The sequence below is a fragment of the Pseudomonas sp. UYIF39 genome, assembly GCF_029963765.1.
Lineage (GTDB): Bacteria > Pseudomonadota > Gammaproteobacteria > Pseudomonadales > Pseudomonadaceae > Aquipseudomonas.
Genome location: NZ_JALBYU010000001.1, coordinates 240,573 through 266,379, shown reverse-complemented (window position 1 = coordinate 266,379; position 25,807 = coordinate 240,573). Strand labels below are relative to the sequence as shown.

At 58.6% G+C, this 25,807-nt stretch carries 22 protein-coding genes and 2 pseudogenes; 14 read left to right on the top strand and 10 right to left on the bottom strand.

Annotation, left to right across the window (positions count from 1 at the left end):
• The first annotated feature begins 99 nt into the window (after nucleotides 1–99).
• Nucleotides 100–588 (top strand): GFA family protein, encoded by a 489-nt coding sequence (locus MO767_RS01360; protein ID WP_282479072.1) that lies wholly within the window; start codon nucleotides 100–102, stop codon nucleotides 586–588.
• Here MO767_RS01360 and miaE read toward each other — a convergent pair.
• Nucleotides 585–1,193, bottom strand: coding sequence for a tRNA isopentenyl-2-thiomethyl-A-37 hydroxylase MiaE (miaE, locus tag MO767_RS01355; protein ID WP_282479071.1), 609 nt, complete (start codon nucleotides 1,191–1,193; stop codon nucleotides 585–587). The genes MO767_RS01360 and miaE overlap by 4 nt on opposite strands.
• Before the next feature lie 159 nt (nucleotides 1,194–1,352).
• On the opposite strand from miaE, the gene MO767_RS01350 reads away from it, so the two are divergent.
• On the top strand, nucleotides 1,353–2,216 hold the full coding sequence (locus MO767_RS01350; protein WP_282479070.1) for a universal stress protein: 864 nt from the start codon (nucleotides 1,353–1,355) through the stop codon (nucleotides 2,214–2,216).
• A 23-nt stretch (nucleotides 2,217–2,239) separates the two neighbouring features.
• Here MO767_RS01350 and MO767_RS01345 read toward each other — a convergent pair whose 3' ends face one another.
• Entirely contained in the window at nucleotides 2,240–2,710 is a 471-nt protein-coding gene (locus MO767_RS01345; RefSeq protein ID WP_123364374.1) for a DUF1289 domain-containing protein, read from the bottom strand.
• 408 nt (nucleotides 2,711–3,118) lie between these two features.
• Here MO767_RS01345 and acnB point away from each other — a divergent pair, with 408 nt between their 5' ends.
• Nucleotides 3,119–5,728, top strand: a complete 2,610-nt coding sequence (gene acnB, locus MO767_RS01340; protein WP_282479340.1) for a bifunctional aconitate hydratase 2/2-methylisocitrate dehydratase — start codon at nucleotides 3,119–3,121, stop codon at nucleotides 5,726–5,728.
• A 171-nt stretch (nucleotides 5,729–5,899) separates the two neighbouring features.
• Here the strand turns inward: acnB and MO767_RS01335 are convergent, their stop codons facing one another.
• Together MO767_RS01335 and MO767_RS01330 are read right to left on the bottom strand one after the other, a co-directional pair.
• Nucleotides 5,900–7,561, bottom strand: a complete 1,662-nt coding sequence (locus MO767_RS01335) for a SulP family inorganic anion transporter (protein WP_282479069.1) — start codon at nucleotides 7,559–7,561, stop codon at nucleotides 5,900–5,902.
• 222 nt (nucleotides 7,562–7,783) lie between these two features.
• Nucleotides 7,784–9,064, bottom strand: coding sequence for a serine/threonine transporter (locus MO767_RS01330; protein ID WP_282479068.1), 1,281 nt, complete (start codon nucleotides 9,062–9,064; stop codon nucleotides 7,784–7,786).
• A 270-nt stretch (nucleotides 9,065–9,334) separates the two neighbouring features.
• On the opposite strand from MO767_RS01330, the gene MO767_RS01325 reads away from it, so the two are divergent.
• The 7 genes from MO767_RS01325 (at nucleotide 9,335) to MO767_RS01295 (ending at nucleotide 15,886) form a co-directional block, all read left to right on the top strand.
• On the top strand, nucleotides 9,335–9,718 hold the full coding sequence (locus tag MO767_RS01325) for a tautomerase family protein (RefSeq protein WP_282479067.1): 384 nt from the start codon (nucleotides 9,335–9,337) through the stop codon (nucleotides 9,716–9,718).
• Between the two features lie 55 nt (nucleotides 9,719–9,773).
• On the top strand, nucleotides 9,774–10,694 hold the full coding sequence (locus tag MO767_RS01320; RefSeq protein WP_282479066.1) for a DMT family transporter: 921 nt from the start codon (nucleotides 9,774–9,776) through the stop codon (nucleotides 10,692–10,694).
• A gap of 81 nt (nucleotides 10,695–10,775) precedes the next feature.
• Entirely contained in the window at nucleotides 10,776–11,393 is a 618-nt protein-coding gene (locus MO767_RS01315; RefSeq protein ID WP_282479065.1) for a TetR/AcrR family transcriptional regulator, read from the top strand.
• A 254-nt stretch (nucleotides 11,394–11,647) separates the two neighbouring features.
• Complete coding sequence (locus MO767_RS01310) at nucleotides 11,648–12,607, top strand: 2-hydroxyacid dehydrogenase (RefSeq protein ID WP_282479064.1); 960 nt, start codon at nucleotides 11,648–11,650, stop codon at nucleotides 12,605–12,607.
• A 144-nt stretch (nucleotides 12,608–12,751) separates the two neighbouring features.
• Nucleotides 12,752–13,819, top strand: a complete 1,068-nt coding sequence (locus tag MO767_RS01305) for a phosphotransferase family protein (protein ID WP_282479063.1) — start codon at nucleotides 12,752–12,754, stop codon at nucleotides 13,817–13,819.
• Nucleotides 13,820–13,851: 32 nt separating this feature from the next.
• Nucleotides 13,852–14,619: an SDR family oxidoreductase gene (locus MO767_RS01300; protein ID WP_008149805.1), complete on the top strand. Its 768-nt coding sequence runs from the start codon at nucleotides 13,852–13,854 to the stop codon at nucleotides 14,617–14,619.
• Nucleotides 14,620–14,770: 151 nt separating this feature from the next.
• Complete coding sequence (locus tag MO767_RS01295) at nucleotides 14,771–15,886, top strand: Gfo/Idh/MocA family oxidoreductase (protein WP_282479062.1); 1,116 nt, start codon at nucleotides 14,771–14,773, stop codon at nucleotides 15,884–15,886.
• A gap of 415 nt (nucleotides 15,887–16,301) precedes the next feature.
• On the opposite strand, the gene MO767_RS01290 is transcribed toward MO767_RS01295, so the two are convergent.
• Entirely contained in the window at nucleotides 16,302–16,550 is a 249-nt protein-coding gene (locus MO767_RS01290; protein ID WP_282479061.1) for a DUF1652 domain-containing protein, read from the bottom strand.
• 129 nt (nucleotides 16,551–16,679) lie between these two features.
• The gene (locus MO767_RS01285) at nucleotides 16,680–18,176 is read right to left on the bottom strand and encodes a helix-turn-helix transcriptional regulator (RefSeq protein WP_282479060.1); all 1,497 of its coding nucleotides are present in this window, start codon (nucleotides 18,174–18,176) and stop codon (nucleotides 16,680–16,682) included.
• 432 nt (nucleotides 18,177–18,608) lie between these two features.
• On the opposite strand from MO767_RS01285, the gene MO767_RS01280 reads away from it, so the two are divergent.
• Nucleotides 18,609–19,067: a hemerythrin domain-containing protein gene (locus MO767_RS01280; RefSeq protein ID WP_282479059.1), complete on the top strand. Its 459-nt coding sequence runs from the start codon at nucleotides 18,609–18,611 to the stop codon at nucleotides 19,065–19,067.
• A gap of 141 nt (nucleotides 19,068–19,208) precedes the next feature.
• Here the strand turns inward: MO767_RS01280 and MO767_RS01275 are convergent.
• Together MO767_RS01275 and MO767_RS01270 are read right to left on the bottom strand one after the other, a co-directional pair.
• Nucleotides 19,209–19,595, bottom strand: a pseudogene (locus tag MO767_RS01275) (RNA polymerase subunit sigma-24); the annotation flags it as partial.
• A 3-nt stretch (nucleotides 19,596–19,598) separates the two neighbouring features.
• Nucleotides 19,599–19,877, bottom strand: a pseudogene (locus MO767_RS01270) (carboxymuconolactone decarboxylase family protein); the annotation flags it as partial.
• Between the two features lie 172 nt (nucleotides 19,878–20,049).
• Here MO767_RS01270 and MO767_RS01265 point away from each other — a divergent pair.
• Entirely contained in the window at nucleotides 20,050–20,484 is a 435-nt protein-coding gene (locus MO767_RS01265) for a YeeE/YedE family protein (RefSeq protein WP_282479057.1), read from the top strand.
• A 2-nt stretch (nucleotides 20,485–20,486) separates the two neighbouring features.
• A complete protein-coding gene (locus MO767_RS01260) occupies nucleotides 20,487–20,900 on the top strand; it encodes a DUF6691 family protein (RefSeq protein WP_282479056.1) in 414 nt (137 codons plus the stop codon).
• 79 nt (nucleotides 20,901–20,979) lie between these two features.
• On the opposite strand, the gene MO767_RS01255 is transcribed toward MO767_RS01260, so the two are convergent.
• Entirely contained in the window at nucleotides 20,980–22,263 is a 1,284-nt protein-coding gene (locus MO767_RS01255; protein WP_282479055.1) for a Zn-dependent hydrolase, read from the bottom strand.
• Between the two features lie 63 nt (nucleotides 22,264–22,326).
• Entirely contained in the window at nucleotides 22,327–23,811 is a 1,485-nt protein-coding gene (locus tag MO767_RS01250; RefSeq protein ID WP_282479054.1) for an NCS1 family nucleobase:cation symporter-1, read from the bottom strand.
• Between the two features lie 554 nt (nucleotides 23,812–24,365).
• Between MO767_RS01250 and hydA the strand changes: the two genes are divergently transcribed.
• Nucleotides 24,366–25,805, top strand: coding sequence for a dihydropyrimidinase (hydA, locus tag MO767_RS01245; RefSeq protein WP_282479053.1), 1,440 nt, complete (start codon nucleotides 24,366–24,368; stop codon nucleotides 25,803–25,805).
• Nucleotides 25,806–25,807: the final 2 nt, after the last annotated feature.

Sequence of the window (25,807 nt, the reverse complement as noted above, 5' to 3'; positions counted from 1 at the left end):
GCGCCCATGCTGACCCGGCCTGCGGCGGGCGTCCAGTGGGACCGTTTACTTGTTGGTCTAGGCTGTCATGGATCGGTTCATACCCTGTCGGAGGTTCCCATGCAGCTCGAAGGTTCCTGCCATTGCGGCGCGGTGTCGTTCAGTTTGACCAGCGCCCACCCCTATCCGTATCAGCGCTGCTACTGCTCAATCTGCCGCAAGACCCAGGGCGGTGGCGGCTACGCGATCAACCTGGGTGGCGATGCAGGCAGCCTGAAGGTGCGCGGTCGCAAGCACATTGCGATTTATCACGCGCGACTCAAGGAAGAAGGCGATAAACGCGCCCACAGCAGCACCGCCGAGCGGCACTTCTGTTCTCTGTGTGGCTCAGGTTTGTGGCTGTTCACCCCGCAATGGCCGGAGCTGATTCACCCGTTTGCCTCTGCCATCGATACACCGCTGCCGGTGCCGCCGGAACACACGCATTTGATGCTCGGTTCCAAAGCGCCGTGGGTGGAAGTCGAGGCGCATCCTGGGGATCAGCAGTTCGACGTTTATCCCGAAGAATCCATCGCCGAGTGGCATGAGCGCCTGGGTTTGAACCGCTAAGCCCGTGCTGGCACACCGCTGTGGAAACGAAACTCCACGTCCGGCGACTCGATCAGCTCTTGCTCGGCGGCGCGGACCTTGTCGATCACCTGGGCGATGTCCTTGGCGTCTCCGTACTGGTAGGCCAGTTTCAGGTAACCCTGGAAATGCCGGGCCTCACTCTTCAGCAGGCCGAAGTAGAACTTGCCCAGCTCCTCGTCCAGATGCGGCACCAGCGCTTCAAAACGCTCGCAGCTACGGGCTTCGATAAAGGCGCCGACCACCAGAGTGTCCACCAGTTTGACCGGCTCGTGGCTGCGCACCACTTTGCGCAGGCCTGATGCGTAGCGCCCGGCGGATAGCTGACGCAGCTCGATCTTGCGCTTTTTCATCAGGCGCATGACCTGTTCGTGATGCACCAACTCTTCCCGGGCCAGACGCGACATCAGGTTGATCAGATCGACGTGGGAGTGGTACTTGGCGATCAGGCTCAACGCGGTACTGGCGGCCTTGAATTCACAGTTTTTGTGATCGATCAGCAGGGTTTCCTGATCAGCCAGCGCGGCCTGAACCCAGCCATCGGGGGTGCGGCAGCCGAGGAACTCGTGAATTTCGGGAAGGATCATGGGGCTCACGGATAAGAGGTTCAAATCGAAGGGCGCCGATTATACCGGCCTGCCGGCAGACCACCAGTCGCGACCGTTGATATACATCAAGTCCCGAATGGCCAGCCAGCAACTATAGTTGTCCAACGCAGTATTTTTTACTTCATGGAGATCCCGATCATGCAAGCCATTCGCAGCATTCTGGTGGTCCTCGAACCTGAACACTCGGAAAGCCTGGCGCTCAAACGGGCCAAACTGATTGCCGGCGTGACCCAGGCTCATCTGCATCTGCTGGTCTGCGACCGCAAACATGACCACAGCGGCATGTTGGGCGTGCTCAAGGCTGCACTAATCGAGGACGGCTACAGCGTCACCACCGAGCAGGCCTGGAACGAAAGCCTGCACGAAACCATTGTCGATGTGCAGCAGGCTGAAGGCTGCGGACTGGTGGTCAAGCAGCATTACCCCGACAGTCCGCTGAAAAAAGCCCTGCTGACCCCGGCGGACTGGAAACTGCTGCGTTACTGCCCGACGCCGGTGCTGCTGGTCAAAACCTCAAAACCCTGGGCTGGCGGCGTCATTCTGGCGGCGATCGATGTCGGTAATACCGATGGCGAACACCGCACCTTGCACTCTTGCATTGTCGATCACGGTTACGACATTGCCAGCCTGGCCAAGGCCCATTTGCACGTGGTCAGCGCCCATCCGTCGCCGATGCTGTCGGCGGCCGATCCGACGTTGCAGCTCAGCGTAACCATCGAGGCGCGCTATCGCGAACAGTGCAAATCGTTTCAGGCCGAGTTCGACATCGATGACGAGCACCTGCATATCGAGGAAGGCCCCGCGGATGTGTTGATTCCGTTCATGGTCCACAAGCTGCAGGCGGCGGTGACGGTAATCGGTACCGTGGCTCGGTCCGGGTTGTCAGGGGCGTTGATCGGGAATACGGCGGAGGTGGTGCTGGATGCGGTGGAGAGCGATGTGCTGGTGCTGAAGCCGGATACGATCATGGATCATCTGGAAGAGATCGTGACCCAGCATTAAGCAAGATCTTTTGACTTTAAAAATCAGCCGCCAAAGGCGTCCTTGAGGAACCCCGGCGCGATGTAGCGCTGGTAATGCGCCTCGGAGAGCAAAAAGAACTCCCGATCAATGGCATCCCGCAGTTCCGGCAGGTTCCAGTCGCGAAACTCCGGCATCAGCACCATCCCGTAGGCTTCCAGGTTATTGATGACCCGCGCCCCCCGGGCGATCAACTGATACGCCCAGCAATATTCCGACTGATGCGGCACAAAGCGGATCTTGCGCTGCTCCAGCTGCAGACGCAGGCGCTGGGGATCGAAAATCTCCAGCTTGCTGGCCATCACCTGGGACAGCAGCAGCTCAAGACGCAGCCACACCGCGCGCTTCTCCTCCTCGTTGTAACCATTCCAGTTGATCACTTCATGGTGGAAACGCTTGCAGCCACGGCACACCAAATCACCGTAAACAGTGGAGCAAAGGCCGACGCAAGGAGTCTTGATGGTCTGATTGGGCATAGGTTGGCAGAGCACGGGAAAGCAGAACAGGTCGGCATATTAGCCCTTTGTCTAACATTCATCACCCCTCAATCTTGAGGGCCTAACTTACCTTTAATTTTTTTTTGCCGTAGAATCAGCCAGCCTTTTAAGGCGCCAATGTCCGTTAGAAGCTGTTTTCAAAGCGTCACGAGCACAGTCGTTCCTTCAGAGCGGTGTTGGCGAAGGGTTTTTCCAGCGGGGAAAAGCCCAACGCCAACCCTCATCAGCTCCCCGTTCTGCAGGCGTAAAACTTTGAAAGCAGCTTCTGTAAGGAATTGTCGGTAATTCTGGCTAAGTGGCCCACAACGCCACGCAGCGCATGAGTACGGCAATTTCGGGATGAGCGTCCCGGACACCCATTTGGGACCACTGATGAGGGTAATAACTGTGCTTGAAGCCTACCGCAAACATATCGAAGAGCGTGCAGCACTGGGTATCGTTCCCCAGCCGCTAAACGCCGAACAAACTGCAGGCCTGGTCGAGCTGCTGAAGAATCCCCCGGCTGGCGAAGAAGCTTTCCTCGTTGACCTGATCACCAATCGCATTCCGCCAGGTGTGGACGAAGCAGCCTATGTCAAGGCCGGTTTCCTGTCTGCCCTCGCCAAAGGCGAAGCAAAATCCCCTCTGATCGACAAGAAACGCGCTGTTGAACTGCTCGGCACCATGCAGGGCGGCTACAACATCGTGACCCTGGTTAATCTGCTGGACGACGCCGAACTGGCGCCAGTCGCCGCCAAAGAACTCAAGCACACCCTGCTGATGTTCGACGCTTTCCACGACGTCGCTGAAAAAGCCAAGAACGGCAACGTTCACGCTAAAGGCGTGCTGCAATCCTGGGCTGACGGCGAGTGGTTCAAAAACCGCCCAGTCCTGGCCGACAAGATCAGCCTGCGCGTGTTCAAGGTTACCGGCGAAACCAACACTGACGACCTGTCCCCTGCTCCTGATGCCTGGTCCCGTCCGGACATCCCGCTGCACGCCCTCGCCATGCTGAAAATGGCCCGTGAAGGCATCGTGCCTGACGTCCAGGGCGCCACCGGTCCGATGAAGCAGATCGAAGAAATGCGCGGTCAAGGCTTCCCTATCGCCTACGTCGGTGACGTGGTCGGTACCGGTTCGTCGCGTAAATCGGCTACCAACTCGGTGCTGTGGTTCTTCGGCGACGACGTTCCGTTCATCCCGAACAAGCGTGCTGGCGGTTTCTGCTTCGGCAACAAAATCGCTCCAATCTTCTACAACACCATGGAAGATGCCGGCGCACTGCCAATCGAGTTCGACGTTACCAACATGAACATGGGCGACGTGATCGACCTGTACCCGCATGCTGGCAAAGTCTGCAAACACGGCACTGAAGAAGTCCTGACCACCTTCGAAATGAAGACCCCGGTGCTGTTGGACGAAGTTCGTGCTGGCGGCCGTATCCCGCTGATCATCGGCCGCGGCCTGACCGACAAGGCCCGTGCCGAATTGGGCCTGGGCCCTACCGACCTGTTCAAACTGCCTGAAGCACCTGTCGACACTGGCAAAGGCTTCACCCTGGCACAGAAAATGGTCGGCAAGGCATGCGGTCTGCCAGAAGGCAAAGGCGTTCGTCCAGGTACTTACTGCGAACCGAAAATGACCACCGTAGGTTCTCAGGACACCACCGGTCCTATGACCCGTGACGAACTGAAAGACCTGGCGTGCCTGGGCTTCTCGACCGATCTGGTAATGCAGTCCTTCTGCCACACCGCGGCTTACCCTAAGCCGATCGACGTGACCACCCACCACACCCTGCCAGACTTCATCATGACCCGCGGCGGCGTTTCCCTGCGTCCGGGCGACGGCATCATCCACAGCTGGCTGAACCGCATGCTGCTGCCGGACACCGTCGGTACCGGTGGTGACTCCCACACCCGTTTCCCGATGGGCATTTCGTTCCCGGCCGGTTCCGGTCTGGTAGCGTTTGCCGCAGCCACTGGCGTTATGCCGCTGGACATGCCGGAATCGATCCTGGTGCGCTTCAAAGGCAAAATGCAACCAGGCGTCACCCTGCGTGACTTGGTTCACGCCATTCCTTACTTCGCGATTCAGGCTGGCCTGCTGACCGTCGAGAAGAAAGGCAAGAAGAACGCCTTCTCCGGCCGCATTCTGGAAATCGAAGGCCTGGACAACCTGAGCATCGAGCAAGCTTTCGAGCTGTCCGACGCCTCGGCCGAACGTTCGGCTGCCGGTTGCACCATCAAGCTGTCGAAAGAGTCGATCACCGAGTACCTGAGCTCCAACGTCACCCTGCTGCGCTGGATGATCGGCGAAGGCTACGGCGATGCGCGTACCCTGGAACGTCGTGCTCAAGCGATGGAAGCCTGGATCGCCAACCCTGAGCTGATGGTTGCCGATGCTGACGCCGAATACGCTGAAATCATCGAAATCGACCTGGCCGACATCAAAGAGCCTGTGCTCTGCGCGCCAAACGATCCGGACGACGCCCGTCTGCTGTCCAGCGTTGCTGGCGAGAAGATCGACGAAGTGTTCATCGGTTCGTGCATGACCAACATCGGCCACTTCCGCGCTGCCGGTAAGTTGCTGGAGCAGGTCAAAGGTCAGCTTCCAACTCGTCTGTGGCTGTCGCCGCCGACCAAAATGGACGCTCACCAGCTGACCGAAGAAGGCTACTACGGCATCTACGGCAAGGCCGGCGCGCGCATGGAAATGCCGGGCTGCTCGCTGTGCATGGGCAACCAGGCACGTGTAGAGCCGAACTCGACTGTTGTGTCGACGTCGACCCGTAACTTCCCGAACCGTCTGGGTGATGGCGCGAACGTCTACCTGGCTTCGGCCGAGCTGGCGTCTGTTGCTTCCATCCTGGGTCGCCTGCCGACCGTCGAGGAGTACATGGAATACGCTGGCAAGATCGACAGCATGGCCGCCGATGTTTACCGCTACCTGTCCTTCGACCAGATCGCCGAGTTCCGTGAAGCTGCTGCGAACGCCAACATCCCGGTCGTTCAAGCCTAACGCTGCAACGCAATAAAAAACGCCGCCCATCGTGAGATGAGCGGCGTTTTTTTATGCCTGCAAGGTTTGCACTAAACCCTGTGGGAGCGAGCTTGCTCGCGATGGCGGTGTGCCATTCAGCATTGATGTTGAATGTAATACAGCTATCGCGAGCAAGCTCGCTCCCACAGGTTATGCGGATGACTTGAGTGCTTGTTGCACCGCTCCGTCAACGCTCAAACCGCTAAGACTCACCTGCTCCAGCTCCTGCGCCGGTAACTGCGCGAGAACCGCTTTAGCCTCGTGTTTGAGCCGCGCCAGAATCAGCAGCTTGTCCTCGGCTCTCACTTGCATAAAGAACGCTTCCAGCGCCTCGATGCTGGTGCCATCCAGGTCGGGAGACTCCTCCAGACTGAGAATGATCGTATGAATCGGCGGCGATGCATGCCGGGCCAGGCGCAGTGCACCGCCCAGAATCCGCTCCACGTTTGCAAAAAACAGCGCCTCGCTCGGCCTGACGATCAGCACACCGGGAATCTCACTGGCCTGGGGATGGCGTTGCACGTCGACAAAATCATGGCCACCGCCCATTTGCCCCAGCACCTGAATATCCGCCGATGACATCTGTTTCAACATCAGCACCACACTGATCACCACCGCCACCAACAGACCGTCCAGCACCCCCAACACCAGCACTGCCGCCACCGCGCAAATCACCAGCAGACGATCGCGACGCCAGACGAAATACCGGCCCAAGGGCTGCAGGCTCAAGCCACGCGCCAATGCGTAAATGACAATGGCCGCCAACACCGGCTCGGGGGTCAGGGCAATCCAGGGCAACACCGTCAAGACGATGAGCAGCACCACCCCCGCCGCTACCGCGCCCGCGAGACGCGAGCCGGCTCCCGCCGCCTCATTGGCCGACGTCGCAGAGTAACCGGCGCCTGCCGGCATGCCGTGGAACAGGCCCGACAGCAGATTGGCTGCGCCGAGTGCCAGCAGATCGCGGTTCGAGGAGACCCGGTCGCCGTGCTTGAGCGCAAACGAGGTGATCGATCCGTAAGACTCGGCATATAGAATCATCACCATGGCAAATGCCAATTCGCCCAGGCGCAACCAGTCGGCAAACGGCAACACAGGAAGACGAGGCACTTCCAGGCTCAGATCAATCACGCCGATCAGTTTCACCCCATAAGCTGGCAAGTTCAGCCATTGGCCGGCTGCGATGCCGAGCGCCACCACCAGCAATCCGCCCGGCAAACGCCTGACCCGCGCGCACAGCCACAGCACCAGCAAGGACACGGCCGCCACAAGCGCGCCGACCCGGTTCCACTGCGGTAATTGCTCAAGCAGTTGCGGCACGAAACGGATCAGGTTGCCATTGCTCAAGTGCACATCGACGATGCTCGCTACTTGTTTGAGGATGATCGTCACTGCCAGGCCAAAGGCAAAGCCTCGCAGCACCGGTTTGGCAATAAATGACGTCACGCTGCCGAGTTTGAACAGTCCGGCCAGCAGGAAAAACCCACCCGTCACCAGCACCAGACCAATCGCCAGGGACATGCGCAGGCCCGAGTCACCATTGGCCAACGTGGCTGTGGCGGCGGCCAGTACCGCCGCTGAAGACGACGTAGCAGAAACGATGGCAAAGCGACTGGTGCCGAACAGCCCGTAGCACAGCAGACCGGCAAATAACGCAATGACACCCGCCTGTGGCGGTAACGCGGCAATGCTTGAATAGGCGACCGCCTCGGGCAATAACAAACCGGCAATCGACAACCCGGCCAATACGTCCAGCCAGCGGTTTGGCCTGTCGGCACGGGGTTGCGCCGATGCGCCGTGGGCACGAGCCATGAAGCGTCTCCAGAGAAAGATAGACTGGCCGGGGAAAGTCCTCGGCAAACGCTCTATGCCGCGTTTATGCAACCTCAAGCTTAATCGCTAAGCGCAAGGAATGTCGGTCCTGGGTCAGGTGTTGAGCATTTCCAACGCAATAAAAAACGCCGCCCATCGTGAGATGAGCGGCGTTTTTCCTCCACCGATCCTTCCCACTAGTGGGAATGATCGGTGTGTTGGTCAGGCAGTCAGCGAATAGATCAACGCTGAAATCGCCACCAGGCCCACCGCCGTCACGAAGACGTTGGAAGCCTGACCGCGATAACGCGCCATGGCCGGAACCTTGCGGATCGCGTACATCGGCATCAGGAACAGGATCGCGGCGATAATCGGGCCACCCAGGGTTTCGATCATCCCGAGAATGCTCGGGTTCAGCGTGGCAACGATCCAGCAGACTACCAGCATGAAGGCGGCAGTCATGCGATCCAGGGTCTTCGGTGCCGGGCGCTTGCCACTCTTCACGATCAGACCTTTCAGACCTTCGCTGGCGCCGATGTAGTGGCCCAGGAACGACTTGGAAATGGCCACAAACGCAATCAACGGTGCCGCGAAGGCGATGGTCGGATTGCTGAAGTGGTTGGCCAGGTACGACAGGATCGACAGGTTCTGCGCCTTGGCTTCCGCCAATTGCGCCGGTGACAGGGTCAGCACGCAACTGAACACGAAGAACAGCACCATCACCACCATCAAGGCGTGGGCGCGGGACTGGATCTGCGAGCTACGCTCTTCGGCGTGATCGCCATAACGACGCTTCTGGTCCACCGCGAACGCCGAGATGATCGGCGAATGGTTGAACGAGAACACCATCACCGGAATCGCCAGCCACAGCGTGTGCAGCAGTGCTGACGGTTCTGGCAGCGTCGACGCGGTGGCGAGAATGCCGCCGTTCCAGTGGGGAATCAGGAACACCGCGAGGAACAGCAGCGCAACAATGAACGGATAAACCATCAGGCTCATGGCCTTGATGATCGCCTGCTCGCCGCAACGTACCACCGCCAACAGGCCGAGGATCAGCACGAGCGACAGCACGGCACGTGGTGGCGGCATGATGTGCAGTTGATGCTCGAGGAAACTGCCCACGGTGTTGGTCAGGGCCACGCTGTAGATCAACAGGATCGGGAAGATCGCGAAGAAGTACAGCAAGGTGATCAGCGCGCCAGCCTTGATCCCGAAGTGCTCTTCCACGACTTCAGTGATGTCCGCACCTTCGCGTCCGGACAACACAAAGCGTGTCAGGCCACGGTGTGCGTAAAACGTCATAGGGAATGCCAACACCGCCAGGACCAACAACGGCCAGAAGCCGCCCAGACCCGCGTTGATCGGCAAAAACAGCGTGCCAGCCCCAATGGCCGTGCCAAACAGGCCCAGCATCCAGGTAGTGTCATGGCGATTCCAGCTTGAAAGCGTCGCTGGTGTCGCCGATACATAGCGTTCGTCGACGCTATTGGCCTGATCATTCATCCGGTGGGATCTCCGCATTCCGGTCAGTTGCTACTCGGTCAGGACGAGTCGGAAAAATCCGACAGGCAGCGCCCTGTCCGAAACAGGGGCGCGATTGTCCGGGATTAATGAGCAGAAGCAAAGACTTAGCTGAGGAGTGGTTGTGCGGATCAGATCCTCTGGCCCCCGTTATTAAATAGATGTTTTAAAAAATCTATTTAATAAAGGATTAGCGTCATGTAATTTCGATCCTGACTGCTGACCGGCAGCCCTTACTTGCGGAGCCCTCTCATGCCACTCGTTCGCGTCGATATCAAGAAGCATCAAGACCCGACTTACGCCAAACGTGTCGGGAAGTTGATCTACGCCGCCATGCACAGCGCCATTGGCGTGCCGGAAAACGATAACTTCCAGATTCTTGCCGAGCACGATGAACAGCATTTCATCTTTGACCCCGGCTACCTGGGCATCAATCGCACCGACAATCTGGTGGTGATTCAGATCACCTTGAGCGAAGGCCGCACTATCGAGCAGAAGAAACTCCTCTACAAAACCATCGCCGAGAGCCTTAACGCGGAACTGGCGGTGCGGCTGGAAGATGTGTTCATCAATCTGGTGGAGGTCAAGAAAGAGAACTGGTCGTTTGGCAACGGCATCGCTCAATACGCTGTTTGAGCGGTCTAACATTCGATACGCCTTTGCCCTTTGCAACGGCCCCGGGAGACCAACCATGAAACAGGCCGCGTATATCGCGTTCGCATTGCTCGGCCTGATCTGGGGCACCAACTTCATCTTCATGAAGTGGGCTGCAGCGTGGATTTCACCGACACAGATCGTCTTTCTGCGGGTGCTGTTCGGGTTCCTGCCGATTCTGATTTTCGCCCTCCTGCGCCGCAGCCTTATCTGGTCGCACCTGCGTCATAGCCACCACTTTCTGGTCATGGCACTGCTGGCAACGGTGATTTACTACTACGCCTTCGCCAAAGGCACCTCGTTGCTCTTATCCAGCGTGGCCGGGATGCTCAGCGGTGCGATCCCGCTGTTTTCCTTCGTCACCGCGTGGCTGTTTCTGCGCGCAGAGCCGTTGAATTCCCGCACGGCTTTCGGCATTTTCCTGGGGTTTGTCGGGGTGATTCTGATCGCCCGACCGTGGAACAGCCTCGCGGCCGGTGTCGATGTCAGCGGCGTGCTGTACATGATCGCCGGTTCGCTGAGCGTGGGCTGTTCCTTTGTCTATGCCCGACGCTTCATAACGCCATTGGGCTTGTCGCCGCTGGCGCTCTCGACCTATCAGATCGGCTTGGCGCTGGTGCTGATCACACTGATCACCGACATGCACGGCATGGCACGGATCTCTGCTGATCCCGTGGCGCTGGTGGGTGTGATCCTGGGCCTGGGCCTGGCCGGGACCGGCATCGCCTACATCCTTTATTACTTCATCGTGCAGCGACTGGGTGCCCTCGCTGCTTCGGGCGTCACTTACATTCCCCCTGTCATTGCGCTGCTGATTGGCACGCTGTTGGTGGGCGAGCCGATCAAGAGCCTGGACCTGTTGGCGATGCTGCTGATTCTGGGTGGGGTCTATGTCCTGCAATCCGGGAAGAAAAACCCTACGCCGGGGCCAACAGTGGCGGTCAAACAGAGTCCCTGAACCCCACCGCCAGGAAGACACGGCACCGGCAGTTCCCTATGATGCCGGTCATCTATACGTTGCAAAACCTGTGAGCCAACAATGCCCCGAGTCTCCCGCAAACAAGCTGAACTCAACCGCGAGATCATCGTTGAGGCCGCCACGCGTCTGTTTCGCGAACGCGGCCTGCACGGGATCAGTGTCGTCGATGTGATGGGCGCGGCCGGCCTCACCCATGGCGGCTTCTATGGTCACTTCGAATCCAAGGAAGCACTCGCGAAAGAGGCCTGCACCCGGGCGTTCACCCAATCGATGGAACGCTGGAAGCAGAAAATAGAGGCTAATGACGACAGCCTCTCGGCCCGCGAGAGCATCATCGCCCCCTACCTGTCAGCGGCCAATCGCGATAATCCGGGCGAAAGCTGCCCGGTGACCGCGTTTGCCGGCGACATGTGCCATGAAACCGCTGAAAGCGGTTTGCACCAGACCTACACCCAAGGGCTGGAAGCATTGCTGCAGATGCTGGCACCATTGATGGGCGCGGATCAGCCCGAAACCAATCGGCAAAAAGCGTTGGTGGACTATTCACTGATGGTTGGCGCCCTGACCCTGGCCCGTGCAACCCGAGGTGACGCCTTGTCCGATGAAATTCTTGACGCAGCCCGAACGTTTCTCACCTCGGACACGCCCGTTGAAAAGGCCGCAACACCGTCTGGCTGAGATAAACACAGCGCAGCGTACCCAAGGCCCCGTTCGCAATGGATGGGGCCTTGTTGTTTCTCCCGAACGGTGCATTCGCAAAGATGTTGAACACCGTGGATATGTAAGCGCTACGGAACGCTCCTACACTGAGGTCGAAAGCCACAAGCCTGCTATCTTTGGTAAATGCCAAACCGTTGCGCAATCAGCCATTTGAAGCAACGTTTTAAAGCAACTTTCGAGCCCCGACTTTCCGATGCTTACAGGAGCCCAGCATGCCTGCAACCGTTCTGGTACTGGTTGAAACCATCAATGATTACCTGCCGATTCTCGAACATCAGGGTTTTCATCTGATTCTGGCGCCCACACCTGCCGAGCGCGCCGATGCCATTACACGCCATGGCGCACAGATCGATGCGGTGCTGACCCGCGGCCCATTGGGCCTGGATGCCGACGAAATCGCCGACCTGCCCCATCTCAAGATCATCTGCGTGATCGGCGCCGGCTACGAACATGTCGACCTGCAAGCCGCCGCCAACCGGGGCATAACAGTCACCAATGGCGCCGGAGTCAATGCCTCTTCAGTCGCCGACCATGCCATGGCGATGCTGCTGTCTCTGGTACGTGACATTCCCCGTTGCGACGCCGCTGTGCGCCGGGGTGAGTGGCCGAAAATCATGCGCCCGTCCCTGGCCGGCAAGCGCCTGGGCATCCTGGGTCTCGGTGCGGTCGGCATGGCCATCGCCAAACGCGCCGCCCACGGCTTCGACATGACGGTCAGTTACCACAACCGCCAGCATCGCAGTGATGTGCCGTACAGCTTCTGCTCGACGCCCACGGAGCTGGCACGAAAATCAGACTTTTTGGTCGTCGCCACCCCTGGCGGGCTGGGCACCAAACACCTGATCAACCGACAAGTACTCGACGCCTTGGGCCCCCAGGGATTCATCGTCAACATCGCCCGAGCGAGTGTTATCGTCACCGCAGACCTGATCAGCTCGCTTGAGCAGCGCCGGATTGCCGGCGCTGCGCTGGATGTCTTCGACACAGAACCCCAAGTACCCAATGCCTTCAAGGCGTTGGCCAATGTGATCCTCACCCCGCATGTCGCCGGTTTGTCCCCGGAAGCCACTCAAGGCACCGTGGAACTGGTAGGTCGCAATCTGGTGGCGTTCTTCACCGGCCATCCGGTATTGACCCCGATTGCTCTGCCATCGACGACGAGCATGATCTGACCACCATTCAAACAGGTGTATCAAAAACAATGATTGCCCGGCAACACGCTCACCTATAAGGGCGTTTCGTGGTTGTGGGTGGCGGGTGCGCGCATTAGATTAGCCAATAGTCTCAGGCCTCCAAAATAAGCAGAAGGGATAAGCATGGCGCTTACTGACCAGTCCACCCGTATCCGCACCGGCGAAGAACTCGATGCCAGCCTGATCGATCCGTACCTCAAGGCCCACATTCCGGGCCTCAGTGGTTTGCCGCAGATCAGCCAGTTTCCCGGCGGTGCGTCGAACCTCACCTACTTGCTGGAATACCCCGAACAGGAGTTCGTGCTGCGTCGACCGCCCTTTGGCCACAAGGCCAAGTCCGCCCACGACATGGGCCGCGAATTTCGCATCCTCAATCAGCTTCGTGATGGATTTCCGTACTGCCCCAAAGCCTACGTGCACTGCACCGATGAATCGGTGATCGGCGCCGAGTTCTATGTGATGGAACGGGTCAAGGGGATCATACTGCGCTCCGAACTGCCACCGGAACTGGGTCTGGATTCGACGAAAACCGAAACGCTGTGCAAGAGCTTCATCGACAAATTCGTTGAGCTTCACCGGGTCGACTACAAGGCCTATGGCCTGGGCGATCTTGGCAAACCCGAAGGTTATGTCGCGCGGCAAATCAAAGGCTGGAGCGATCGCTACGAGAAAGCCCTGACCCCGGACGCGCCGAAGTGGGAAGCGGTCAAAGCCTGGCTCAACGACAGGATGCCGGCCGATCACCCGACCTCCAGCATCGTCCACAACGATTACCGCTTCGACAACGTGATCCTCGACCCGAACAACCCGATGGACATCATCGGCGTGCTCGACTGGGAACTGACCACCCTCGGCGACCCGCTGATGGACCTGGGCAACACCCTCGCCTACTGGATCGAAGCCGACGACCCGGCACCGGTGCAGTTGATGCGTCGCCAGCCGAGCCACGCACCGGGCATGCTGACCCGCCGCGAGTTCGTCGATTACTACGCCGAGCGTTCAGGCATCCAGATCGACAACTTCGACTTCTACTACACCTACGGCCTGTTCCGCCTGGCCGGCATCGTGCAGCAGATCTACTACCGTTTCTTCCATGGTCAGACCCAGGACAAACGCTTCGCGCAGTTCATTCACATGAACAAACTGCTGGAGCAGATGAGCTTGCAGGTCATCCAGAAATCCAGCCTCTGATCGCGCCACTGGCCCAATAACAAGGAAAAACCATGTCCAAGACTCAGTTGTTCGACCTCGACGGCAAAATCGCATTCGTGTCTGGCGCCAGCCGTGGTATCGGTGAAGCCATCGCCAAACTGCTGGCCCAGCAAGGCGCCCACGTGATCGTCTCGAGCCGCAAACTCGACGGCTGCCAGCACGTGGCTGACGCGATCATCGCCGCCGGCGGCAAAGCCACTGCCGTGGCTTGCCATATCGGTGAAATGGAGCAGATCAGCCAGGTCTTCGCCGGCATCCGCGAACAGTTCGGGCGCCTGGACATCCTGGTCAACAACGCGGCGACCAACCCGCAGTTCTGCAACGTACTGGACACCGACCTCAGTGCCTTCCAGAAAACCGTCGACGTGAACATCCGTGGCTACTTCTTCATGTCGGTGGAAGCCGGCAAACTGATGCGCGAAAACGGCGGAGGCAGCATCATCAACGTCGCCTCGATCAACGGCATCTCGCCGGGGATCTTCCAGGGCATCTACTCGGTGACCAAAGCGGCGGTCATCAACATGACCAAAGTGTTCGCCAAGGAATGCGCGCAGTTCGGCATCCGCTGCAACGCCCTGCTGCCGGGCCTGACCGACACCAAATTTGCTTCGGCGCTGGTGAAAAACGAGGCAATTTTGAACACCGCATTGCAGCAGATTCCGCTCAAGCGTGTGGCGGATCCGAGTGAGATGGCGGGAGCGGTGTTGTATCTGGCGAGCGATGCGTCGAGTTACACCACTGGGGTTTCGTTGAATGTGGATGGTGGGTTCTTGTCCTGATCCGATTTACCGGATGAACAAAAGGCAGCCTCAGGGCTGCCTTCTTTTTTGCCCTCACGCTAAAGAATTTTAATTCCACCATTTGCAAATAAGGAATATTTATTCCATTAATAGCCCCTCCTGAAAACAAAATTTCAAAAGGACCCCGGCTATGCGCGAACTCGGTATCGGACTCATCGGCACAGGTTTCATGGGCCGCGCCCATGCCTTGGCGTTTCGCAACGTCAGTGCGGTTTTCGAACTGCCCCTCAAGCTCAAACTCGCCGCCCTGGCCGATGCTGATCCGCTGCGTGCCCGCCACTGCGCCGATGCCTGGGGTTTCGACACCGCTCATAGCGACTGGCAGCAACTGATCGATGACCCCAAGGTCAATCTGATCGCCATCACCACGCCGAATCACCTGCACTACCCCATGGCCATGGCCGCCCTCGCCGCCGGCAAACCGGTGTATTGCGAAAAGCCGTTGGCGGTGAATCTGCAACAGGCTGACGCCATGCGACTGGCGGCCAAAGCGGCAGGCGTGGTGACGCGGGTGGGTTACAACTATCAGCACAACCCGATGATCGCACTCGCCCGGCAACTCATTGAAAACGGCGACTTGGGTCAGATCATCAGTTTCCAGGGTGAATTCAGCGAAGACTTCATGGCTGATCCCGCGTCACCCTGGTCCTGGCGTTGCGATGCCGATCATGCCGGTGGCGCACTGGCCGATCTGGGCAGTCACTTGTTGGCCATGGCCCGCTATCTGGTGGGCGATGTCGAGGCAGTGAGCGCCGACACCCAGACCGTGCACCGGCAACGACCCGCCACGGCTGGCAGCCCGGAACAACGCAGTATCGCGGTCGACGATCAGGTCCACGCCTTGTTGCGGTTTGCCAACGGCGCCCGGGGCACGTTCAGCAGCAGTTGGCTCAAGCACGGCTACAAGAATCACCTGAGCTTTGAAATCAGCGGCACCCGAGGGACTTTGGTGTTCGATCAGGAACGCCTGAATGAACTGCGTCTGTTTCGTGCCGGTCAGGACGGTTTCCAGCGTTTGCTGGCAGGGCCGAATCTGCCGGGTTATGCGGCGTTCAGTCCGGCGTCAGGGCATCAGCTCGGCTACAACGAACTCAAGACACTGGAAGTCCATGATCTGGTGATGGCGCTGGCAGGCTTATCTCAGGGTGGAACAGATTTCGAACAGGCGTGGGAAGTCGAGCGCCTGGCGACGGCCATTCGACTGGCAGCGCAAGAATCGCGTTGGGTCAGGATCGAGGACGTCTGAGCGAAACGCGCGGAAACCCGCCAGCAGCACAGCGCCGCTGGCGGTTCAACGTGAGTAGATGGACGCTTACTGAGTGACGCAACGAGTAAGCGTCGTGTCCCGGGTGACCTGCCCCTCAGCCCTCATATCGCCTTGCACATCGGTGTTTTCAGTGGTTTGGCAGGTGCGCACAGGCGGTGGAGGCGGTGCGGCGGGAGGTGGCGGTGGCGGACTCGCACAACCACCCAAAATCGCTAGCCAGAGTGCGAACGACAGTGTTGCAAAAATGCGTTTCCCAAGACTTTTCATAGGTTGACTCGCGGTAAGTGATCGACATATTTCCGCGACCCAACTGCTTCACCGCGAACCCGCGGACCGGTCACAGAAAAAATACTTTCGTATTCTTTATACGACCGCCGGCAAAACCCGACAGTTCCTAGGACATCTCGCGACGATGCAACGTGTTGCTCTCGAGTTCATAGCGCAGCTCTTCGATCAACGCTGCCACCGCCTCCGATGTTCTGAGGTTGACCACACTCAACCCAGTGACTACCAGATCCACCTGACCCGACACCGGATGATAAAGCTTCACCGTCAGTGAATGATCACCCGTAACAGTGCAGTCACAGGCCAACGGCGAAAAGCTCCGCTCCAGCTGCATACGCAATTGCGCCATATAAATCATCCCGCGGTTCCTGTAGCTGTTTTGAAAGGGACGCGATACTTGAAGACCTGTATCGCACCCTTACAGCCTAAGAACTGCCGCACTCGGCCAGAACATGAATTTGCACCCCCTCCAGTAGTGCATTTGCACCTACCGCTGGGCCTTGGGCCGCCACTCGCTGGAGAACAAACCGCGCTCGCGAGCCCAGACAATCGCCTCGCTACGGCTGTGAACATCGAGCTTGGAATACACCGTCGACACATGGTTGCGCACCGTGTTGGGTGCGAGTTTGAGCCGTGCGGCGATTTCCTTGTCGGCCAGGCCTTCGCAAATCAGGCCAAGCACATCACGTTCGCGGGCAGTCAGGTCGGTGAACGACACGCTAGGTAACTGCGGCGAGTTGACGTTTTTCACGTTAGCGAGTTTCTCGATGAGCGTGCGGCTGAACCAGGAGGCGTCCTTCATGACCTCTTCGATCGCCGACACCAACTCCAGCTCCGTGCGTTTACGCTCGGTGATGTCCATAAACACCAGCAGGTAGCAGGGGTTGTCCTGAATGTTCACGGTGTCGGCCGAGACCGCGCAATCAATCAGCCCGGCGCCTTTCTTGCGTACCCGAACATCGACACGATCCACGCTTCCGGTTTTTTCCAGTGCCGCAAACAGTCGCGCGCGGGCGCCGGTGTCATCGATAAAATCGATCTGCGTCACCGATTGGCCGCGCACTTCTTCACTGGCATACGCGAGCGTATCGAGGAAAGCTTCATTGACGTCCATCACCACCTGATCGCCGGCGTTGCACACCAGTATCGGCACAGGGGTCAGTCGAAAGGCCTTGGCGAAACGTTCCTCGCTCTGGCGCAGGGCGACTTCGGCCTTATGTCGAGGCTCGATGTCCACAAAGGAAAACAGCATGCAGGCTTCGTCGTTCAGCTCAAGGGGCTGCCCGGCGACGACCACCTGTTTGTTGCCACCTTCGTGTAACTGCAGCTGAGCCTGCATTTGCGGAATGGTCGCCCCTTCGCGCAAACGCTGCTTGGCCAGGTCTCTGTTTTCGGCCCCCTCCAGCACGTCCAGTTCATAGGTCGAACGGCCGATCACCTGATCACGGGGATAGCCAGTCATCTCCAGGAAGCCCGGATTGACTTTGATGTAGCGCAAATCGCTTAGGCGACAGATCACCGCCGGGGCCGGGTTGGCATTGAAGGTTTTTTCGAAACGCTGTTCGGCGCTGGCCCACTCCGTGACATCGTTCATGATCAGCACCAGCGACTCCGGCTTGCCAGCGCTGTCGGCCAACACCATGCTGCGCACACTGTGGACCCAAGTGCGTTCTTCGTCGTCCGCCGGTGTCACCTCAACCAACACATCGCTGAAGGTCTCGCCTCGGGCGACGCGGCTGATCGGATAATTGTCGGCCTGAACCGGGTGATTATTGCGATAACGCAAGGCGAAGCGCTTGGCGTACTCCCTGGCATTCGCCCCCAACTCGCTGAGTTGTCCGACGCCGTGCATGGCCAACGCGGCGTCATTGGCCCAGAGTAGGGTCTGGTCGAGCTCCAGCAGAATCACCCCATCGGACAGGCCGGCGATGATCTGCTGCAACTGACGGCGATTGGTTTCGGTGGTCAGGACGTCCTGGCTCATTGGCTCTCCACGCGTACGGCGACGCCTTCATGCGCCGCCCTGTGAAGATTACGACCGCGGGGGGGTGGGATAGTGCAGATGGCTCACCCTGCCCGGCCTTGCGAACGCGATCCCCTGTGGCGAGGGTACTTGCTTGCGTTGGGGCGCGCTGACGGGATCAGGCTCATGATCGTAGCCGCACGTTTGCCACTGCGTAGCGAGCCCGAAAATAGCCAGGTCGAGCGCCCAGGTGCCCACGACCGGAGGCGAGGGCTGCAAATTTCCCGGGGTGAGATCTTTGTGCTCGCCTATACTAAAAAGTTGAATAGTGCTGGTGAGCTCGTTTGGCAAAGCATTGAAAAATATGGAAATTTAAAGGTATGAGTTGCCTTGGAGGTTGCTGGTTAAAAGATATTTCTCTGTGATGGTTTGGTGTCGTGACGAGGATTTGATATGAACGTCTTGTTGAAAGAACTTCAGGCCTATCATCATGAGGTGGCTATAAAAATTACTCAGATCAAAGAGTTGCTGAGGAAGATGAAGCATGAATCCGATGGTGCTGATGACTGCAAGCTATTGTTCAAGATGCTGGAAGCCATGCATGGTGACGCAGAGCGACACCACCATGAAAATGAAGAACTTATTCGGCTGGCTTTGCTAGCGACTGAAGCACCTATCCACCAACGGGTGAAGGATATCGAGCGAGATCATCAAGCATTTGGGCGCATTGCTGGACAGTTAAAGATGTTGGAGGACACAACTCAGGAAACGAGAGTAATTGCTGACACTATCGATGACTTCATCAAAAAATATTTCGATCATATGGACTCGGAGGAAAATATTTTCTTTCCGGTGGCAGATAAGTGGCTGTCAGTCGATCAGTGGCAGGAAATAAAGCGTCAATGGCATTAATTGGAAAATTGCCCCGAGTTTCATTGGCTCCCCGTGTAGGAACGATCAATAGCAACAAGATTTATGATTGCGGTCCGAATTGTCAGGAGAACTGACCAAAATAAACGGGACCGCTTTGTGTGATGGCAACGATGCACTGCGTCACTGCACATCCAACAAACCCCGCAACCCCGCCAACTTCTCCGGGTTACGCATGATAAAAATCCGGCTCACCCGCCCCGCTTCGTCAAAACCAAAGGTCATCGACGCGCTGATGACGCCGTCCGCCTTGATGATCACGCCTTGTGCCCCATTGATTTCGCTGGGCAGCCATTCGCACGTCTGCCAATAGGCGTGCAACGACTGGCCAATGAAATCCAGCACGCTGGAAATGCCAGACAACGTTTCGCGGATCGCCGAGGCCTTGCCGCCGCTGTCGGCGCAGTGTTCGACGTCTTCGCTCAGCATCGCGGTCAAGGAAGCGGTCGAGCCACTGACGATGGCGCTATGGAAAGCGCTGAGCAATGGGTCCTGACGCGCCGGCTCCGGCGTGGCAATGGCGGCGCGTTCAGCGGGAGTGAAATCGCTGACGTGGCGCCAGACGATCAGGCGGCCCAGCCGTTCGTTGGTTTCATCGGCTTAACGGGCCTCGCGGGTGTGCATCTTCACGCAGAAACCACATTGATTGATCTGTGAGGCGCGCAGGTGGATCAAATGCTTCAGGCTTGCAGGCAGGTCGTGATGGTCGAGGGTGACATGCACCTGGGTCAGGCTTTCGAAGACGTGAGGAATGGATTGCAGCAGGTTGATCGGCTGGGTGTTGGACGACATCGTGTGGCTCCACTGTTTGGGGGATTCAACGAGATGACGATTCAGCATTATGGTTTGTGACGCGCCGACAACAGCTTTGATCTTTTGGTCGTAGAACCTTTTCGCGGCGGCTGCCCTAAGCTCAAGTCGAAGAGTGATTTAATGCTGTCCCTTACCTGCCTGGAGAGTTGCCATGATGCTGGATACGCTGCACTTTTCACCTTGGTCCGCATTGGCAGGCGGTGCGTTGATCGGCTTGGCGGCCAGCGTGATGGTCGTGGCCAATGGACGGGTCGCCGGGATTAGCGGATTACTCGGCAGTCTGCTAGCGCCAGGTGATTCGGGGCGAGGCGAAAAAGCCTTGTTCCTCCTCGGACTGCTGGCGGCCCCCCTGTTGTGGGCGCTGTTTCAGGTGTGGCCGACCATTGAATTCAAGACCGGTACCGTGGGGCTGATCATCGCCGGATTGTGTGTCGGGATCGGCACCCGTTATGGCTCTGGTTGCACCAGTGGCCACGGGGTGTGCGGTATTTCGCGGCTTTCACCACGCTCCATCGTCGCGACATTGAGCTTCATGTGCGCGGGCTTTGTGACTGTGTTTGTCCTACGTCATCTGCTGGGGTTTTGAACATGAAAAAACTCACGGCTTTCCTTGCTGGTCTGTTGTTCGGCATCGGCCTGCTGTTGGCCGGCATGGCCAACCCGGCCAAAGTGCTGGGGTTTCTCGATATCACCGGTGTGTGGGACCCCTCTCTGGCGTTGGTCATGATCGGGGCGATTGCCGTGGCCTGGGGGCCGTTTCACTGGGCCATGAAACAATCCACGTCGTTGCTGGGGGCGCCGATGCAGTTGCCGGTCAGTCGTGAACTGGATCGACGCCTGATCGGTGGCAGCCTGCTGTTCGGGGTCGGTTGGGGCATTGCGGGCATCTGCCCCGGGCCGGCGCTGGTGCTGTTGCCGACGGGGCATTGGCAGGCGTGGGTGTTTGCAATCGCGATGCTGGCGGGGATGTGGGTATTCAGCATGTTGCAAGCGCGTCGTTAAGTCGCCTCGCCAGGTCAATGCCTAGAGGTCGTAGCCTTCGGCGGTGCAGTCATTGTCGAAGGCTACGGTTTTTTGCGTTTCAGGCCGCCAATTCTCCGCTGGCAATCGCCGCCGAAGCCGCCAGCATCGCCCGCAACAACACCGCACACCCGGCCGCCAGGTCATCCGGCGCGGCATTTTCGATTTCGTTGTGGCTGATGCCGCCTTCGCACGGTACGAAGATCATCCCGGCGGGGCCAAGTTCGGCGAGGAAGATTGCGTCGTGCCCTGCTCCGCTGACGATGTCCATGTGCGACAGGCCCAAGCCTTGGGCGGCGCCGCGTACCGCTTCGACGCAGCCTTTGTCGAAGTACAGCGGCGGGAAATCCGCAGTGGGTGTCAGTTCAAAGGTCAGGCCGTGTTCCTCGCAGGTGGTTTCGATGACTTCGCGGACTTCGGCGATCATCGAGTCCAGACGCGCCGGTTCCAAATGACGGAAGTCCAGGGTCATGCGCACTTCGCCCGGGATGACGTTGCGTGAGCCGGGATAGGCTTGCAGGCATCCGACGGTGCCGCAGGCGTGAGGTTGATGGCCGAGGGCGGCGCGGTTGACCGCTCCGACGATCACCGAAGCGCCGACCAGAGCATCTTTGCGCAGGTGCATCGGCGTCGGGCCGGCGTGGGCTTCGACGCCGCGCAGTTTCAGGTCGAACCATTTCTGGCCGAGAGCGCCCATCACCACGCCGATAGTTTTGTGTTCGTCTTCAAGGATCGGGCCTTGTTCGATGTGCGCCTCGAAATACGCGCCGACGGCATGGCCGCTGACCTTGCGCTCGCCAGCATAGCCAATGGCGTTCAAGGCTTCACCGACCGTGACGCCCTCGGCATCGACCTTGACCAGGGTTTCTTCGAGGGTGAATTTTTCTGCGAATACACCGGAGCCCATCATGCACGGAGCGAAGCGTGAGCCTTCCTCGTTGGTCCAGACCACGACCTCCAGCGGCGCTTCGGTTTCCACGCCCAGGTCATTGAGGGTGCGCAGCACTTCGACGCCGGCCAGTACGCCGAAGCAGCCGTCGAACTTGCCGCCGGTGGGCTGGGTGTCGATGTGGCTGCCGGTCATCACCGGTGGCAGGTTCGGGTTGCGGCCGGGGCGGCGGGCGAAGATGTTGCCGACGCCGTCGATGCTGACGGTACAACCGGCCTCCTCGCACCAGTTCACGAAAATGTCCCGGGCCTGGCGGTCGAGGTCGGTCAGGGCCAGGCGACAGACGCCGCCCTTGACCGTGGCGCCGAGCTTGGCCAGGTCCATGAGCGACTGCCACAAGCGGTCGCGATTGATGTGCTGATGGGTGGACTGCAGAACGTCTACGGCAGCGTTCATGTTGATCTCCTCAGGCAGTTGTTATCGGTTTCTTCTGGCAATGCTTCGGTGAAATTGAGGCCGTCACACCGCAGTTTTCGCAACAGACGGGCTCGGCCGCATCGAGCACAACCCGTAATAAATCAGTCCACCAAGCGCTGATCCGGTAAACCAGCCATAGCTGTAGAACCAGCTGAATGCATCGCTACCGAGCGACAACAGCGTCAGCGCCACCGGCACACCGAACGCGATGAATCCGAACCAGTTCCACGCCGGGTAAACGTCATCGCGATAGAGGCCGGCCAAGTCCAGTTGCTGTTTCTTGATCAGGAAATAGTCCACCACCATGATCCCGGCGATCGGGCCCAACAGGCTCGAATAGCCCAGCAGCCAGTTGGAATACACTGTCTCCAGGCTTAAATCCGAGACGATCAAACCGAGCTTCTTCAACAGCTCATGGGCCATCAGCGCCAAGCCAACCAGGCCGGTGAGCATCACCGCTGTGGTGCGGTTGATGTACTTGGGGGCGACGTTCTGGAAATCATTGGTAGGGGAAACGATGTTGGCCGCCGTGTTGGTCGACAGCGTGGCGATGATGATTAGCGCCATGGCCAGTGCGACCCAGACCGGGCTCTGGATATGACCGATCAGGGTGACCGGATCGGAGACGCTGACGCCCACCAGTTTTACCGAGGCGGCCGTCATCACCACACCGAGGGAGGCGAACAGAAACATGGTCAGGGGCAAGCCGATAATCTGCCCGACGATCTGATCCTTTTGGCTTTTCGCATAGCGGCTGAAATCCGGAATGTTCAGGGACAAGGTGGCCCAGAACCCGACCATGGCGGTCAGCCCGGCGGCAAAGTAACTGACCACGCTCGCGCCTTCCGGACGTTTGGCCGGGATCGCCAGCAACTCGGTCATCGACACGTTCGGCATCGCCCATACCAACAGGCCCACGCCCACCAGCACCAACAACGGCGCCGAAAGGGTTTCCAGCCATTTGATCGAGTCCGCGCCGCGAATCACCACCCACAGGTTCAAGACCCAGAACACCATGAAGCCGATCACCTCACCGGTACCGCCGAGGGATTTCCAGCCATCGAACACCGAACCGAGAAACAGGTGAATGGCCAGTCCGCCGAACATCGTCTGAATGCCGAACCAGCCACACGCCACCAGCGCCCGGATCAGGCACGGAATGTTCGAACCGAGGATGCCGAAAGACGAACGCAGCAACACCGGAAACGGAATACCGTACTTGGTGCCGGGGAAAGCGTTCAGGGTCAGCGGGATCAGTACGATGATGTTGGCGAACAGAATCGCCAGCAGCGCTTCACCGACGCTCAGTCCGAAATACGCGGTGAGCACGCCGCCGAGGGTGTAGGTCGGCACGCAGATCGCCATGCCGATCCACAAGGCGGTGATGTGCCATTTGTTCCAGGTTCGTTCGTGTACCTTGGTCGGTGCCATGTCGTGGTTGAAACGGGGGCTGTCGAGGACGTCACTGCCGGCTTCGAGCTCAAACAAGCCGTCGCGCTCGGTCACTTGCGATCTGATCTGTTGCATGGCCGCTCCACTGTTCTTTGAATTATTTTTTGCTCATCAGGGGCTGGCGGCATCAATAAGCGTGCCGGGCACCCCGTCTGCGCATCGGGCAGTTCCACAAAAACATTACAACTCACTGATGTTAATCAGTTTTTATATATCGCTCCGATAAGTCCCCGGTGACTTGCCTGTTCACTCAGGCTGAATGCCAGGCAAGTTGTCCGAACCGTCAGGACTCAATCTGGTGCATGGGTCTTTTTTTTCAAACTTGCGCATCAACCATAGACCATCCTCAAGCAGCTGATTTCACATAAGAAATCTCGTTCATTTTGAGAACCTGTCAAGTGCGTCAAAATGGTTCGAGGCCACACCATTTTGGTGATTGTCAGTTTTAATCGTTATTTATCAATACGTTAAAATAGTAATAAGCTTATAAAAAATATTCTTGCTCATTCCATAAACTCAGACTAGTTTCTATTCCTGACAGCGTTGACAGGAATACACCTGTTTGCGCCGGCTTCATATAAAACATTTAGAACCGGCACAAGTCGGTCATTGCCTGCGAGGAACTCGGAATGTCTCTGTTGATCCGTGGCGCCACCGTTATTACCCATGATGAAAGTTATCGCGCCGACGTCTATTGCGCCGACGGCGTGATCAAAGCCATCGGCGAAAATCTTGATGTTCCGGCGGATGCCGAAATGCTCGACGGCAGCGGCCAATACCTGATGCCCGGCGGCATCGATCCGCATACGCACATGCAACTGCCCTTCATGGGCACGGTGGCCAGTGAAGACTTCTTCAGCGGTACTGCGGCGGGACTTGCCGGTGGCACCACGTCGATCATCGACTTTGTGATTCCCAACCCGCAGCAATCCTTGATGGAAGCCTTTCATCAGTGGCGCGGCTGGGCCGAGAAATCGGCGTCGGATTACGGTTTCCACGTCGCGATCACCTGGTGGAGCGAACAGGTCCGCGAGGAAATGGCCGAGCTGGTCAGCCAGCACGGGGTCAACAGCTTCAAGCACTTCATGGCCTACAAGAACGCGATCATGGCCGCCGACGACACCCTGGTGGCGAGTTTCGAGCGCTGCCTGGAATTGGGCGCGGTGCCGACCGTGCATGCGGAGAACGGCGAGCTGGTCTATCACCTGCAACGCAAGTTGATGGCCCAGGGCATGACCGGGCCGGAAGCGCATCCGTTGTCGCGCCCTTCGCAGGTAGAAGGTGAAGCGGCCAGTCGGGCGATCCGCATCGCCGAAACCCTGGGCACGCCGCTGTATCTGGTGCATGTCTCGACCAAGGAAGCCCTCGACGAAATCACCTACGCCCGCAGCAAGGGCCAACAAGTCTACGGCGAAGTCCTGGCCGGGCATTTGCTGTTGGACGACAGCGTCTACCAACACCCGGACTGGCAAACCGCCGCCGGTTACGTGATGAGCCCGCCCTTCCGTCCGCGCGGCCATCAGGAGGCGCTTTGGCACGGTCTGCAATCGGGCAACCTGCACACCACCGCCACCGACCATTGCTGCTTCTGCGCCGAGCAAAAAGCGGCTGGCCGTGACGATTTCAGCAAGATCCCCAATGGCACGGCCGGTATCGAAGACCGCATGGCGGTGCTCTGGGATGAAGGGGTGAACACCGGGCGTTTGTCGATGCAGCACTTCGTGGCGCTTACCTCCACCAACACCGCGAAAATCTTCAACCTCTACCCGCGCAAAGGCGCGATTCGCGTCGGTGCGGACGCGGATCTGGTGCTGTGGGATCCGGAAGGTACGCGGACGATTTCGGCGAAGACTCACCATCAGCAAGTCGACTTCAACATCTTTGAAGGCAAGACCGTGCGCGGTGTACCAAGCCACACCGTCAGCCAGGGCCGGGTGGTATGGGCCGATGGTGATTTGCGCGCCGAGCGTGGTGCCGGGCGGTATGTCGAGCGGCCGGCGTATCCGGCGGTGTTTGATTTGCTGAGCAAACGGGCTGAGCTAAATAAGCCGACAGCTGTGAAACGCTGATC

Excerpts from the sequence above, each read along its gene's own strand:
- MO767_RS01360 (WP_282479072.1), top strand. The coding sequence starts at position 100 with ATGCAGCTCGAAGGTTCCTGCCATTGCGGCGCGGTGTCGTTCAGTTTG.
- miaE (WP_282479071.1), bottom strand. The coding sequence starts at position 1,193 with ATGATCCTTCCCGAAATTCACGAGTTCCTCGGCTGCCGCACCCCCGAT.
- MO767_RS01350 (WP_282479070.1), top strand. The coding sequence starts at position 1,353 with ATGCAAGCCATTCGCAGCATTCTGGTGGTCCTCGAACCTGAACACTCG.
- MO767_RS01345 (WP_123364374.1), bottom strand. The coding sequence starts at position 2,710 with ATGCCCAATCAGACCATCAAGACTCCTTGCGTCGGCCTTTGCTCCACT.
- MO767_RS01335 (WP_282479069.1), bottom strand. The coding sequence starts at position 7,561 with ATGGCTCGTGCCCACGGCGCATCGGCGCAACCCCGTGCCGACAGGCCA.
- MO767_RS01330 (WP_282479068.1), bottom strand. The coding sequence starts at position 9,064 with ATGAATGATCAGGCCAATAGCGTCGACGAACGCTATGTATCGGCGACA.
- MO767_RS01325 (WP_282479067.1), top strand. The coding sequence starts at position 9,335 with ATGCCACTCGTTCGCGTCGATATCAAGAAGCATCAAGACCCGACTTAC.
- MO767_RS01320 (WP_282479066.1), top strand. The coding sequence starts at position 9,774 with ATGAAACAGGCCGCGTATATCGCGTTCGCATTGCTCGGCCTGATCTGG.
- MO767_RS01315 (WP_282479065.1), top strand. The coding sequence starts at position 10,776 with ATGCCCCGAGTCTCCCGCAAACAAGCTGAACTCAACCGCGAGATCATC.
- MO767_RS01310 (WP_282479064.1), top strand. The coding sequence starts at position 11,648 with ATGCCTGCAACCGTTCTGGTACTGGTTGAAACCATCAATGATTACCTG.
- MO767_RS01305 (WP_282479063.1), top strand. The coding sequence starts at position 12,752 with ATGGCGCTTACTGACCAGTCCACCCGTATCCGCACCGGCGAAGAACTC.
- MO767_RS01300 (WP_008149805.1), top strand. The coding sequence starts at position 13,852 with ATGTCCAAGACTCAGTTGTTCGACCTCGACGGCAAAATCGCATTCGTG.
- MO767_RS01295 (WP_282479062.1), top strand. The coding sequence starts at position 14,771 with ATGCGCGAACTCGGTATCGGACTCATCGGCACAGGTTTCATGGGCCGC.
- MO767_RS01290 (WP_282479061.1), bottom strand. The coding sequence starts at position 16,550 with ATGATTTATATGGCGCAATTGCGTATGCAGCTGGAGCGGAGCTTTTCG.
- MO767_RS01285 (WP_282479060.1), bottom strand. The coding sequence starts at position 18,176 with ATGAGCCAGGACGTCCTGACCACCGAAACCAATCGCCGTCAGTTGCAG.
- MO767_RS01280 (WP_282479059.1), top strand. The coding sequence starts at position 18,609 with ATGAACGTCTTGTTGAAAGAACTTCAGGCCTATCATCATGAGGTGGCT.
- MO767_RS01265 (WP_282479057.1), top strand. The coding sequence starts at position 20,050 with ATGATGCTGGATACGCTGCACTTTTCACCTTGGTCCGCATTGGCAGGC.
- MO767_RS01260 (WP_282479056.1), top strand. The coding sequence starts at position 20,487 with ATGAAAAAACTCACGGCTTTCCTTGCTGGTCTGTTGTTCGGCATCGGC.
- MO767_RS01255 (WP_282479055.1), bottom strand. The coding sequence starts at position 22,263 with ATGAACGCTGCCGTAGACGTTCTGCAGTCCACCCATCAGCACATCAAT.
- MO767_RS01250 (WP_282479054.1), bottom strand. The coding sequence starts at position 23,811 with ATGCAACAGATCAGATCGCAAGTGACCGAGCGCGACGGCTTGTTTGAG.
- hydA (WP_282479053.1), top strand. The coding sequence starts at position 24,366 with ATGTCTCTGTTGATCCGTGGCGCCACCGTTATTACCCATGATGAAAGT.